The organism is Microbacterium sp. (assembly GCF_040394595.1).
In the GTDB taxonomy this organism is placed as follows: domain Bacteria; phylum Actinomycetota; class Actinomycetes; order Actinomycetales; family Microbacteriaceae; genus Microbacterium.
In genome coordinates, this window is the sequence record NZ_JBEBSA010000012.1 from 1 (window position 1) to 13,712 (window position 13,712).

General features: G+C 67.3%; 8 protein-coding genes and 1 pseudogene. 8 read left to right on the forward strand and 1 reads right to left on the reverse strand.

Annotation, left to right across the window (positions count from 1 at the left end):
- Window positions 1-978: acyl-CoA dehydrogenase (locus ABWO84_RS11750; RefSeq protein WP_353114765.1), on the forward strand; the 978-nt coding region annotated here is incomplete at its 5' end.
- 111 nt (window positions 979-1,089) lie between these two features.
- Here ABWO84_RS11750 and ABWO84_RS11755 read toward each other — a convergent pair.
- Window positions 1,090-3,210 (reverse strand): acyltransferase family protein, encoded by a 2,121-nt coding sequence (locus tag ABWO84_RS11755; protein ID WP_353114766.1) that lies wholly within the window; start codon window positions 3,208-3,210, stop codon window positions 1,090-1,092.
- 15 nt (window positions 3,211-3,225) lie between these two features.
- Here ABWO84_RS11755 and ABWO84_RS15830 point away from each other — a divergent pair.
- The 7 genes and pseudogenes from ABWO84_RS15830 to ABWO84_RS11785 form a co-directional block, all read left to right on the forward strand.
- Window positions 3,226-3,405 (forward strand): annotated as a pseudogene (locus tag ABWO84_RS15830) (NucA/NucB deoxyribonuclease domain-containing protein); the annotation flags it as partial.
- A 220-nt stretch (window positions 3,406-3,625) separates the two neighbouring features.
- Complete coding sequence (locus ABWO84_RS11760; protein ID WP_353114767.1) at window positions 3,626-4,090, forward strand: hypothetical protein; 465 nt, start codon at window positions 3,626-3,628, stop codon at window positions 4,088-4,090.
- A gap of 112 nt (window positions 4,091-4,202) precedes the next feature.
- Entirely contained in the window at window positions 4,203-4,391 is a 189-nt protein-coding gene (locus ABWO84_RS11765; RefSeq protein WP_353114768.1) for a hypothetical protein, read from the forward strand.
- A gap of 947 nt (window positions 4,392-5,338) precedes the next feature.
- On the forward strand, window positions 5,339-5,692 hold the full coding sequence (locus tag ABWO84_RS11770; protein ID WP_353114769.1) for a hypothetical protein: 354 nt from the start codon (window positions 5,339-5,341) through the stop codon (window positions 5,690-5,692).
- A gap of 143 nt (window positions 5,693-5,835) precedes the next feature.
- Complete coding sequence (locus tag ABWO84_RS11775; protein WP_353114770.1) at window positions 5,836-6,408, forward strand: DNA-3-methyladenine glycosylase I; 573 nt, start codon at window positions 5,836-5,838, stop codon at window positions 6,406-6,408.
- Window positions 6,409-6,432: 24 nt separating this feature from the next.
- Window positions 6,433-7,479, forward strand: a complete 1,047-nt coding sequence (locus ABWO84_RS11780) for an NAD(P)-dependent alcohol dehydrogenase (protein ID WP_353114771.1) — start codon at window positions 6,433-6,435, stop codon at window positions 7,477-7,479.
- A gap of 169 nt (window positions 7,480-7,648) precedes the next feature.
- A complete protein-coding gene (locus ABWO84_RS11785; RefSeq protein WP_353114772.1) occupies window positions 7,649-13,711 on the forward strand; it encodes an Ig-like domain-containing protein in 6,063 nt (2,020 codons plus the stop codon).
- Window position 13,712: the final 1 nt, after the last annotated feature.

The following is a 13,712-nucleotide window of genomic DNA, read 5'->3' on the forward strand; positions in this document are numbered from 1 at the left end:
GACGAGTTCCTGCAGAAGTTCGACGGCGTGTTCTCCGGCCGCACCGACACCCCGGACGACCGCGAGGACCTCGAGACCCTCGCCGCCGCGCTCAAGCCGCTCTCCACCTGGCATGCGCTCGACACGCTGCAGGAGGCGCGCGAGGCGTGCGGCGGCGCCGGGTTCATGTTCGAGAACCGGCTGGTCGGCCTCCGGCAGGACCTCGACATCTACGTCACCTTCGAGGGCGACAACAACGTGCTGCTGCAGCTGGTCGGCAAGCGTCTGCTGACCGACTTCGCGAAGCAGTTCAAGGGCAAGGACGCGAAGGCGCTCGCCGCCTACGCCGTGGGTCAGACCGCGGGCAAGGTTTTCCACGGTGCCGGCCTGCGGGCCTTCGGGCAGGCGGTGGCAGACCTGGGCTCGACCGCCCGCGCCGTGGAGAACGGCCTGCGCGAGGACCAGCAGCACGCGCTGCTGACCGAGCGCGTGCAGCAGATGGTCGCCGACATCGCCGGACGCCTGCGTCCGGCGGGCAAGGACAAGGTGCTCGCCGAGAAGCTGTTCAACGAGAACCAGGCGGAGCTGATCGAGGCTGCGCGTGCTCACGGCGAGCTGCTGCAGTGGGAGGCGTTCACCGACGCCGTGCACCGCATCGACGACGAGGGGACCCGCCAGGTGCTGACTTGGTTGCGCGACCTGTTCGGCCTGCAGCTCATCGAGAAGCACCTCGCCTGGCACCTCATCAACGGCCGTCTGTCGACGCAGCGCGCGGCCGCGGTCTCGAGCTACATCGACCGCCTGTGCGCCCGCCTGCGTCCGCACGCCCTCGAGCTGGTCGACGCGTTCGGCTACGAGCCCGAGCACGTCCGCGCGCCGATCGCCTCCGGCGCCGAGCAGCAGCGTCAGGACGAGGCCCGTGCGCACTACGCGGAGCTCGCCGCCTCGGGGCGCGCCCCGATCTCGGAGAAGGCGCTGAAGAAGCAGCAGAAGCGCTGAGGACGGACCCGGCCGGCTCCTTCGTCGACGGCGACGGAGCCGATGTCCCCGACGACCGCTAGGCCGTGCCGCCCGTACGTTTCGATGCCGTGGAGCGCTTTGACCACACCGCTACTTCAAGGCGTCGATGAGCTCGCCCAGCGCCGGCCCGATCTTCGCCGCGTAGTCCTGGGTGAGGTGAGTGACGTCCGCACGGATGACGACTCCATCTGCCATCGCAGGGCACCTGCCGGAGACGCAGAACAGCTGATCCGTGTCCACCAGCTCGGCGAGCTTCGTACGTTCGACGTCCTCGATGAGTGAGCTCCGCGTCTTGATGTGCTCAGCGCTGACGTCGGCCGCGCAGGCTGCCGGCCCCGAGGTCGCCGAGTAGCAGTCCGCAAGGTTCTTGCCGGGTGGCGGCGGGGGAAGGACGATGACCCGACCGGAAACGTCGGCCGTTGCCTTCAGCGCGGCATCCATGCCTTCGCGCATCGTGGTGGAGCCGGACACCCGAGCCTCACTGTTCACCGCCTGCGACATGATCGTCAATTCCGGCTTGAGCTTTGCCAGCCGGTCAGCGACAGCGGCATGAAACGGATCGCAAGCACTGAACGCGGAACCGTCGCGCTTCTTGACGGTCACCGTGGCGAAGGGGCACTCAGCCATCGTCATGACGTGGATCTCAGCCTTCGGGTAAGCGACCTGAATCGCGGGAAGATAGCTGATCGCGATCGAGTCTCCGACGAGCGCTATCGGTGTGCCACCCTTGGGGCCGTAGACGCAACGATCGAGCGTCCCCAGGGGGTCCGTGCCTGCCTTGCCGTGGAGAGCGAGGCATCCGTCTTTGACCCAAGCATCCACCCATGAGTCGGGACCGAAGTCGTCGATGCTCGGTGTGAGCTCAGGCCAGGTGGTCAGCGAGAGAGACGTGCGCAGCGCCGCATCGATCTCCGCTACGGCGGGCATCGCCACAGCGCTGGGCGACGCCGATGGTTCGGGCGTCTCCGGCGCTGCTGAGATGGACGTGTCGACGGGCTGAGGCGATGGAACGAACGCGACGCCCACGACTGCCACGGACAGTGCGGCGAGCCCGCCCACGAGGCCGTACTGAATCGTGTGCGCCTGCTCGCTCCGCCAGGTCTTCCAGGCGCCGGGGCGGGCGTTCGTGCCGAGCGGTGACTTCCACAGGGGACGTTCGAGGGCGTAGTACTGGGCGGTGGCGAGAGCGAAGCCCGCGGCGAGGATGCCGAAGTACGCGAGCGAGCCGGCGTCGGGGTACAGGGCGTGGCCGAAGATGATCGCCGGGAAGTGCCACAGGTACAGGCTGTACGAGATGTCACCGATGTACACCGAGACGGGGTTCGTGAGCGGTTGGATGAACCTGGCCTCTTCGCCAACGCCGGACGCAATCACCACGCCGGTCGCGAGAACGGGCAGGAGAGCCCACGGAGCGGGCCAGGCGGCGGTCGTCGGGATCAGAATGCAGGACGCGATGATACCGACGAGACCGATGTAGGCGAGCACCGTGCGGAGCACACGAGGGATGTTGACCAGTAGCGGCGAAGCGACCGCGATAAGCGCGCCCACACCGAGCTCCCATGCCCGGGTGAATGTCGAGAAGTAGGCAACGGTCGGGTTCGCGGCGGCATCGTAGAACGCCCACGCGAACGATGCGATCGAGATGAGGCCGATCGTGCTCCCTGCGATCGTGCGCGCCAGGCGGTCATTCATTGGCATGAACCGCGCGAAGATGACCAGGAGGCCGAGCAGCAGCCATGGCCACACGAAGTAGAACTGTTCCTCGACGGACAGTGACCAATAGTGCTGAAGTGGTGAAACTGCGGAGTCTGCCTGGAAGTAGTCGGTGCCGGCAGCAGCGAAGTTCCAGTTGGCGCCGAACAGCAATGCCCACAGCGCATCCCACGTCACCGCGACTGCGCGGTTCTTGGTGAACAATGCCCAGGAGAAAGCGATGACGAACAGGAGGACGAGCGTCGCTGAGGGCACGATGCGCTTTAGGCGTCCGAGGTAGAACTTCCTCGCGGAGATGTGACCGGTGCGATCGTACTCACGCAGCAGAAGCCCGGTGATCAGGAACCCTGAAATAACAAAGAACACGTCGACGCCGGCGAAACCACCTGCTGGCCAGCCGACCATGTGGTTTGCGAAGACGAGGAGCACAGCAAGGGCGCGAAGACCCTGAACATCTCGACGGATTGTCTTCGTCTTCTGACGGCGGCTTCTTTGCACGCTACCCTCCGGTGTGTGGTTGCTTTCGCGATCCTATCGGCACGGCCGACCCGCCCGAGAAGGCGCGGTATCTTCCTGGGACACCTGCCGGGCAGAGCAGATCAACGGTCGTGTGCCGCACCCAAGGCGCAGACGGGTTACTCGTGCGACGAGTACCCGTTCGCTTCGACACAGCAAGGGGTAGCATCCACGGGGCGTGCTCGTGTCCTTCCCGGGTGTATCTATGCTCAGATCCGAGGCGCGGGCCCAAGGGCTTCAGCCGTTGCCAGGTCTCTACCACCCAGAACTCTAAGCAGGGCAGCGATCTGGGTGCCTTCTACAAGCAGAATCGGGTTCTCCCGAACGACAAATTCAGGTTGTTCTAATGAGCGAATCTATAACCGAAACCGTTCAGGTCAGCGTCCTTCAGCGTCTGGTGAAGATCTCCGGCGAGGGGGAAACGTCCACGGAAGAGTGGGCGCCAGCACTTGGTGGGCTGATCCTCCCGGTCACCGACCGACGCATGCTCTTCATCCTCACCGCCATCGACACGGCATCGGTCCACGTGACCTGCATTCAAGCGGACGAGGAGCCTCCTATCAACCTCGAGGACTGGGACGACGTCGCAGTCACCACCCTGCGCGCCGAGTTCGATAACACGCTCTACGTCGCCGGGCTCTTCGGAGGCGACGCCTCTGAAAGCCTGATCAGCGACACCGGCGACTATCGCATCCGCGTGTCCGGCGCGCGACGCGACGGTCAGCTCGACGACATCATCGAGGAAGAAGCCTCCGAGTATTACCTCGTCGAGATCTGGCCCGTCACAGACGGCACGATCTTCGACGAGGTCGTGAAGATGACCTCGAAGTCAGCGGCCTACCTCCAGGAGAACTTCGGCTAGGGCAGCGATCATGACGTAGGCACAGGCAACATCATGGGTTGATCGGAAGGTCGTCGTCCCCGTCGTCGTTCTGGCGGCTGGCGTTATCGCATCATTCGTGGTCGGGTGGGGTGTGCTGGCGCTCGTGGCCGCGATCGTCTTCGGTCTGTTCTGCATCAGGCGCGTGTCAGGGCGTGCACGGGCCGTTCTCGTCACGGTGCTGGTCATCGCTGCCATCGTTCTTGTGTGGAACCTGGCCGCGTCCGCGACCACCGCTCTCATGACGGACTCGTTTGCCCGTCGATCAACGGTGACGTTCTGACTCGCAGTGACCGTATCCATCCGACTGGATGCAGTCATGGCGACCTGGGGCCGACCGAGCCCTGTTCCTGATATCGAAGGCTGTGGAGGCGGATCCGTTGCGTGCGTTGTACGGCGTCGCGGTCATCTCACGTCGCAGTCTGCGTTCTTCACTCTCGCGCGGTGTACGAGGAGGGTGGTCGAGTTGACGTCGATAGCGGGCTGGCTGAGGCCCAGAAGACGATCGGATGGGCTGTTGCGCTCGCGTTCATCGGCGTGAGTCTCCTTAGCGGGCTCGTCGTCGATGGGAACAATTTCGACCGAAATGGGGCGGGTTTGCCTGTCCTTTCGAAAGAGAACAGCAATCAGCGACCCCTCCTGATATCCTTCTGAAAATTGCCTGAAGATTGGGATCAACTTGTCCTCAATTACGTGCTCGTCACATCGACGTAAAGCACTGTTGTTCACGATCTGTGTACTTTGCATTGGTGTCTTTACGATCGGTGCCGCCGAGGCTGCAAGCGCCGCGTCCTATCGATATGTCGTCATTAATAAGTCCTCCCGATCCAACTTAACAGGTAGTGTATTCGCGAGCTGCAAGATTACTTCCAGCGGAGGAACCTGCACGATCACGACGGGCAAATCTGTTACGAGAACCGTCCAGGTCAGCCTAGGTGCGAGCAGAAGCGACGTGTCCGCCGGCCTCCACATCAGTTCCGCGGAAAGCGTGACAACAACAGTGGCATGCGCATCTCCCGCACTGAAGGCGGGTCAGACTTGGAAGGCGCGGGCACTTGGAACCAAGTACACGTACAATGTTCGGGAACAGAAGCGTTCTCAACCTCGGATCGGAGGTCCCGCATCGTGGACTACAGTCCGAACCAGCGGACAACTTACTGCCTTCAACCCGTATAGCTCGTCGATTTCGTGCGGACTCTGAGTCGAGCTGTCCCCGGGGGCACTGTAGCCGTGGCTCTCTTGATCACCGCCGCAGGATGCTCGAGCAGACCATCGCTCCCGACCAGCGACGCCGTAGGCCAGACCCTTGGCGCAGTGTTCAGTAGTGCTCCTGAGGAAACCTCGTTTCTGATTCAAGACTCGTCCCCTCGCGTGGGCCAGGTTGCCTCGTTCGCGCTCTCAACTTCAGATCCGAAAGACTGGACGGTCGTGGCGATCTGCGCAGATGATGTGCAGTTGAACGACGCGAGCGCTGTGGAGATCTCTGTCGTGCCGACGGCGTCGTATTCGTCACAAGTGAAATCCGAGGTCAAAGAGGGCAAATTTCTTGATGCGGTGAACTGCGAAGATCTTCGTTTCCGTTGAAGCCCTCCGACAATATAGTGAGCTACTTCGCCACGCTGCGGCGCGCCGCTCATGCGGTCGTCGAGCAAGGCGCAGACGATCTCCGGGAGAGCAGAGCCGCCCGAGAATCCCGTTGGAAGAGCGACGTGCCGTAGCGTTGACCCATGCCATCGCTCACCACCGGTCCGGACGGGCGCGCACGCTGCGCCTGGGTCGGCGACGACGACGAGTACCGCCGTTATCACGACGAGGAGTGGGGCACGCCGTTGCACGGCGATCGCGCGCTGTTCGAGAAGATGTCGCTCGAGGGCTTCCAGGCGGGGTTGAGCTGGATCACGATCCTGCGCAAACGGCCGCGTTTCCGCGAGGTGTTCGCCGGTTTCGAGCCGGCTGCTGTCGCGCGCTTCGACGAGGCCGACGTCGAGCGGCTGCTCGGCGACGCGGGCATCGTCCGCAACCGTCAGAAGATCGTCGCGACGATCGAGAACGCCCGGCTGGTCGAGGCGATGCCGGAGGGCGGGCTCGACGAGCTGATGTGGTCGTTCGCCCCCGCCCCCGGCGCGCGGCCGCAGGAGTTCGCCGACGTGCCCGCGGTGACGCCGGAGTCCACCGCGCTGAGCAAGGCGCTGCGCAAGAGGGGCTTCCGCTTCGTCGGGCCCACCACGATGTACGCGCTCATGCAGTCCGCGGGGATGGTCGACGACCACCTCGCCGGATGCTGGCGCATCGCCGACTGAGTCGTCCGGACCGAGAGGAGAGCCATGTCGCTCGTCACCGCCTACGCCGCCCCCGCCGAGGGCGCCCCGCTGGAGAAGATCGAGATCGCGCGTCGCGAGCTCGGTCCGCACGATGTGCTGATCGACATCGCCTTCGCGGGCATCTGCCACTCCGACATCCACACCGTCCGCGGTGACTGGGGTCCGCAGCGCTACCCCCTCGCGCCGGGACACGAGATCGCCGGCACGGTCGCCGCCGTAGGCGCCGAGGTGACCCGTCACGCCGTCGGCGACCGCGTGGGGGTCGGCTGCCTGGTGGACTCGTGCGGCGAGTGCCGGGCCTGCGCGCGCGGCGCGCAGCAGTACTGCGAGCGGGGAGCGATCGGCACCTACGGTGCGATCGACCGCGACGGCACGGTCACCCAGGGCGGATACTCGCAGCAGGTGGTCGTCACCGAGGGCTTCGTGGTGCGGATCCCCGAGGCGCTGCCCCTCGACGCGGCCGCTCCGCTGCTGTGTGCGGGCATCACCACGTTCTCGCCGCTGCGGCACTGGAACGTCACCCGGGGCAGCCGGGTCGCCGTGGTCGGCCTCGGCGGCCTCGGGCACATGGCGGTGCAGATCGCGCACGCACTCGGCGCCGAGGTCACCGTGCTGTCCCAGTCGCTGCGGAAGAAGGACGACGGGCTGCGTCTCGGGGCCGACCACTACCTCGCGACCTCCGACCCCGCGACATTCCGCGACAACCGGCGCTCCTTCGATCTCATCCTCAACACCGTCAGCGCTCCCATCCCGCTGAACGACTACCTCTCGCTCCTCGACACCGACGGCACGCTGGTGTGCGTGGGAGCCCCGCCCGAGCCGCTCTCCTTCGACGTCTCGCGGGTGATCTCCGGTCGCCGATCGGTCGCCGGTTCGAACATCGGCGGCATTCCCGAGACGCAGGAGATGCTCGACTTCTGTGCCGAGCACGGGATCGCCGCACAGATCGAGGTGATCCCCGCGTCCGCGATCAACGAGGCCTACGAGCGCGTGCTCGCCGGCGACGTGCGCTTCCGCTTCGTGATCGACATCGCGACGCTCGCCGGCTGATCCGCCGTATCGATGGGGAGTTCTCCCCATCGATACGGAACCCTGGTCCCGCCTATGGTGAGAGAACAGACGATCGCGAGGTCAGGAGGACATTCGCCCGTCACGAGCCGTGACTATCATGGATGCTCGGGTCGGACCCGTCCGGCCTCGGTCAGGGGGGGCATCAGTCATGAAGGCACTGTCGTGGGTTCGGCGACGTCCGAAGGTGTTGGCGTCGACGGCCGGTGTGGTCGTGGGTGCCGTGGTGTTGACCGGGATGGCGTTCGCGTACGACGGATTCCCGACGGCGAAGGTGGATCTGAATGATGCCGGGGTGTGGCTGACGAAGACGTCGAGCCTGCTGGTGGGTCATTTCAACCATGAGTCGACGGTGATCGACGGAGGCACGCGCACGACGGGCGAAGACTACGACGTCCTGCAGGACGCCGGGACCGTGCTCGTCGTCGACAAGGGCAACTCCACGCTGAGCGCCGTCGATCCCGCCCAGGTGTCGCTGTCCGACAGCGCGACGATGCCCGGAGACGCGCAGGTCGCGCTCGGGCGGCTCACCGCCGCGATCCTCGACAAGTCCACCGGACAGCTGTGGGTCCACTCGGCGAAGGCCCTCTCCGGATTCGACGTCAAGTCGGCGGAGCCCACGGCGAAGCTGGGCAAGAACGCGGCGGTCACCGTCGCGCGCGACGGCACCGTCTACGCCGTCTCGGGCGAGCGCAGCGAGGTGGTCACGGTGGCCACGAGCCCGGAGGGCGTTCCCACCGGCACCTCGACGGCCTCGCTCGACGGGCTCGACAAGTCCGCGCGTCCCTCGATCACCGCGGTCGGGAAGACCCCGGTCGTGCTCGACGCCGCGTCCGGCGTGGTGACGACGCCCGGCGGGTTCCGCACCAAGATCGACGGCGCGGACACCGCCGTGCTGCAGCAGGCCTCCGACGCCGCTGCGGACGTGGCGCTGGCCACGACGTCGCAGCTGGTGCGCGTGCCGCTCGACGGCGGTGCCCCGGTCGAGATCTCCTCGAAGGGTCAGGGCCGCCCGGCGACGCCTGTGTCGCTGCGCGGCTGCACCTACGGTGCGTGGGCCGGGTCGGCGCGTTTCGTGCGCGACTGCGCCGGCGATTCCGCCGACCTCAATCAGCGCATCCCCGGTGCGGAGTCGTCGACGCAGCTCGCCTTCCGCGTGAACCGCGACGTGATCGTGCTGAACGACGTGATCTCCGGCTCGGCCTGGCTGGCGAACGAGAGCCTGCAGCAGGTGGACGACTGGAGCGTGCTCACGCCGCCGGAGGGCGAGTCGGAGGATCCGGACGACACCACGCAGGAGACCGTCGAGACCACGGTCCCCGACCGCAAGGAGGAGAACACCCCGCCGACGGCCGAGGACGACTCCTTCGGCGTGCGGCCCGGCGGGACGACCCTCCTGCCGGTGCTGGACAACGACAACGACCCCGACGGCGACGTCCTGGTCGCGAAGGTCACGTCGAAGCAGCCGTCGGTGGGCACCGTGCAGCCGATCCTCAACGGCGGGGCGCTGCAGATCCTCACCGACGAGAAGGCCTCCGGATCCTCGAGCTTCCAGTACGAGGCCTCGGACGGCAGGGGCGGGAAGGACACCGCGACGGTCACCGTCGAGGTGCACGACTGGAAGCAGAACGCCGCGCCCAAGGCGAAGCGCGTCACCAAGCTCGCGGTCGAGGCGGGCGGCACCGTGTCGTACAACGTCCTCCCGGACTGGATCGACCCGGACGGCGACGACCTCTATCTGCGCAACGTGACCCCGGCGGCGGGAGACGAGGCGACGTTCACCACCGACGGGCAGATCACCTATCGGGCGGTGGCGAGCACGCAGGGGCGTCAGAAGGTCGAGGTGAGCGTCTCGGATGCGCTCGGCGAGGCGACGACCAGCACGATCTACATCGACGTGAAGCCCGCAGGGAGCACGGCTCCGAAGACGAACGCCGACCACGTGGTGACCAGGGCGGGCGAGTCGATCACGATCTCCCCGCTCGCCAACGACACCAGCTCGGGCCGCGAGCAGCTCCGGCTCACCCGCGTCGTGGAGACGCCCGGCGCCGTTCTCGATCCCGACTTCGCGAACAAGCAGTTCTCGTTCCGTGCGGCCACGTCCGGCGTCTATTACGTGCAGTACCTCGCCTCGGCCGGTGGCAAGGACGCCATCGGGCTCGTGCGCGTCGACGTGCTCGACAAGAGGGAGACCGATCTGCCTCCGGTCGCCGTGCGCGATGTCGCCCTGCTCCCCGCGGGCGGCGAGGTGCTCGTCGGGGTGCTGGGCAACGACTCCGATCCGGCCGGCGGCGTGCTCGTGCTGCAGTCGGTCACCGTGCCGCCGCACAGCGGGATCTCCGTGTCGGTGCTCAACCACGAGACCCTCCGCATCGGCGACCAGGGCGGGCTCGCCGAGCCGGTGCGCATCAAGTACCGGATCTCCAACGGCGCCAAGTCCGCCGAGGCCGACGTCATCGTGGTGCCGATCCCGGCGCCTGCGAAGCTCCTTCCCCCCGTGGCCCACGACGATCAGGCCACCGTCCGCGCCGGCGATGTCGTGACGATCCCCGTGCTCGACAACGACTCGCACCCGAACGGGGACACGCTGCACGTCTCCCCGACGCTCGTCGAGCCGCTCCCCGAGCCCGGAGTGGGAGACGCGTTCGTCTCGCAGGACGTGGTGCGCTTCCGCGCCGGCTCCGAGCCGGGCACCGCGCACATCACCTACGAGGCCGTCGACTCGATGAACCAGAAGGCCGCGGGCTATGTGACCGTGCAGATCCTCCCGGTCGATGAGAAGAACAACTCTGCGCCGCGCCCTCGTGACCTGACCGCACGCACGCTCGCCGGCACCTCCGTGCAGATCGCCGTGCCGCTGGACGGCATCGACATCGACGGCGACTCGGTCGAGCTGCTGGGCCTGGCCTCGGCTCCCACGAAGGGGCAGATCTCCGAGGTCGGGCAGAACTTCCTGGTGTACAAGGCCTTCGACCGCTCCAGCGGCGTCGACACGTTCACCTACCGGGTGCGCGACCGCCTCGGCAAGGAGGGCACCGCCACGATCCGGGTGGGCATCGCGCCCCCCGAGGGCATCAACCAGGCGCCGTACGCGGTGAAGGACTCGGTGGTCGTGCGTCCCGGTCGCTCCGTCGCGGTCCCGGTGCTCGCGAACGACTCCGATCCCGACGGCGACAAGATCGCCCTGGTCTCGAAGGGCCTGACCCTGCCGAAGATCGACGGGCTGTCGGCCCGGGTGTCCGGCGACCGCGTCGTCATCGACGTCCCCGACCGCGAGCTGTCCACCGCGATCCAGTACACCGTCCGCGACGCGCGCGGGGCGGAGGCGACCGCGCCCGTGGCGATCACGGTCGACAAGAACGTGCCGCTGGCGCGCCCGATCGCGCGAGACGACCGCGTGCTCGTCTCCGACGTGAAGGACGGCCTGAGCGTCGACCTCGACATCCTCGCCAACGACGAGGACCCCGACGGCACCACCGAGGGGCTCAAGGTCTCCGTCGAGAAGGGCGGCACGCTGCTCGACAACCGCAAGGTGCGCGTGACGGTCGGCGAGGAGCGCCAGCTCGTGCGCTACACCGTGACCGATGCCGACGACCTCTCCGCCTCGGCCTTCATCTTCGTGCCGGCGCGCTCCGAGCTGCGTCCGACGACGATCGCCACGAAGCCCGTCGAGGTCAAGAGCGGCGAGACGAAGCAGCTGCCGCTCAGCGAGTACGTCGCCGTCGCCGGCGGCGGGACCGTGCGCATCACCGAGGCGGCGAAGGTCAGCGCGGTCAACGCCGACGGCTCCTCGCTCATCAAGGACGAGCACACGCTGGTCTACACCTCGAAGAAGGGGTTCTTCGGCGAGGACGCGATCACCTTCGAGGTGACGGACGGCACGTCGACCGAGGACCCGAAGGGGCGGAAGTCCACCCTGACGATCCCGATCCTCGTCCTTCCCCCCGACAACCAGCAGCCGGAGTTCGTCGACTCGGAGATCTCGGTGGCGCCGGGGGAGGACGCGACGTCGCTCGACCTCGCCTCCCTCTCGAGCGACCCCGACCCCGCCGACGCCGGGAAGCTGCGGTTCTCGATCGCCCAGCAGCCGGACGGCGGCGTGAGTGCCCGCATGGACGGCACCAAGCTCCTCGTCGAGGCGAGCAGCTCGGCGAAGAAGGGCACCGCGACCACCGTGCGCCTGAACGTCACCGACGGCACCACCGAACCGGTCGAGGGCACCGTGCGGGTGAAGGTCACCGCGTCGACGCGAGACCTGCCGGTGGCGAACACCGACACCGTCGAAGAGGCGGATCAGGGCAAGACCATCCGCATCCCGGTGCTCGACAACGACATCAACCCGTTCCCGGACAAGCCGTTGAAGGTGGTCTCGGCCGCGGGCGAGAGCGGTCAGGGCTCCGTGAAGCTGGTCGGCGACGAGGTCGAGATCTCGCTGGGGTCGAGCTTCGTGGGCGTGTTCGTCGCGCGCTACCGCATCCAGGACGCGACCAAGGACCCCGACCGCGAGGTCGACGGCAAGATCACCGTGAAGGTGCAGGGCGTGCCGGACGCGCCGGGGATGCCGTCGGTCTCGAACGTGCAGGACCGCACGGTGGTGCTGTCCTGGGGCGCTCCGCCGAACAACGGCGCGGAGATCACCGAGTACGTGGTGAAGTCGGCGCAGGGCGCGCCCTACACGAAGAGCTGCACGACGACCACCTGCACGCTCACGGGGCTGACCAACAACGTCGACTACACGTTCCAGGTGACGGCGAAGAACCGCGTGGGCGAGGGGCCGGCGTCGCCGGTGTCCGGCCCCGCGAGGCCCGACGCCCGCCCGGACACCCCGAACCCGCCGACGCTGAAGTTCGGCGACAAGAAGCTCTCCGTCGCCTGGCAGACGCCGTCGACCCCGGGGTCCCCGGTGGAGTCGTACACGCTGCGGATCGAGCCCGCGCCGCCGAGCGGTCCGGCCGAGCGCAGCGCGACCGGAAACTCCCTGGTCTGGGAGGGGCTCGAGAACGGCGCGAACTATCGTGTGCAGGTCCAGGCGCACAACCGCGCCCCCGAGCCTTCCAGCTGGAGCGCCTGGTCGGTGCCCGAGGTGCCCGCCGGGCCACCGAAGGCGGCCGCCGCGCCGACGACCAAGGAGCTGGCGCCGGTCGGCAGCGAGGCGCAGATGGAGGTCGCGTGGACGCCGCCGGACAACAACGGCGACGCGATCAGCGAGTACCGGCTCGAGGTGATGCAGGGATCGTCCGTCGTGCGCACCGTTCCGGTGTCCGCCGGAGCGACCAGCCAGGCGGTCCTGGTCACCCCGTCCGAGACCGGGTACACGTTCCGCATCACGGCGAAGAACAAGGCGGGCTGGGGGCAGCCGAGCCCGTCCTCGGCGGAGCGCCGGGGCGTGCTCCTGCCCGGTGCGCCCGGCGCCGTGACCGCGACGGCCAAGGACCGCGCGATCGTGATGAAGTTCACGCACGGCGCCCGTAACGGCGCCCGCGCGGACGAGATCGTCACGCAGTACCGGCTGAACGGCGGCGGCTGGCAGAGCAACTGGGACGGGACGACCATCACCGGGCTCACCAACGGCACCACCTACCAGGTGACGCTGCGCGAGGTCGCGAAGGTCGGCGGCGGCACGTACGCGGGGCCGTCGTCCGGGGCCGCCAGCGCGATCCCCTTCGGCAGCCCGCACGCCCCCGCGGCCTCGGCGGTGAACCTGGGCACCCAGGTGCAGCTGAGCTGGAACGCCGAGGGCTCGGCCAACGGGCGGAGCATCCAGACGGTGCAGGTCAGCATCGACGGCGGTGGGTGGCAGAACGTCGCGATCAAGGGCACGGTCAATGTCGGCAACGGGTATCAGCAGAACCACTCGATCTCGGTGAAGGCGGTCGACGCCGCGAACCAGACCACCCCGACCGCGAGCGCGTCGGCCCGGACGAACGACCCGCCGAAGCCGCGGGCCTGGACGAGCCAGGGGCCGGATTCTGGTAAATGCGGCACCACGGACACCTGCTATCTCCTGCGACTGAACACGAGCAACTTCCCGGTGGGGAAGTACACCCTCTACTGCCTGGAGAACGGCGTGCGGTTCGGCGGCGGGTATGCCTTCAACGTGCCGGAGAACGGGTACGTGGACACCGGATGCTGGCACGGCGGCTTCCACAACCAGTACTCGCTCAGCGTGGAGATCGTCGGCTGGGGCAACGCCGAGCCGACCACGTGGGACTAGG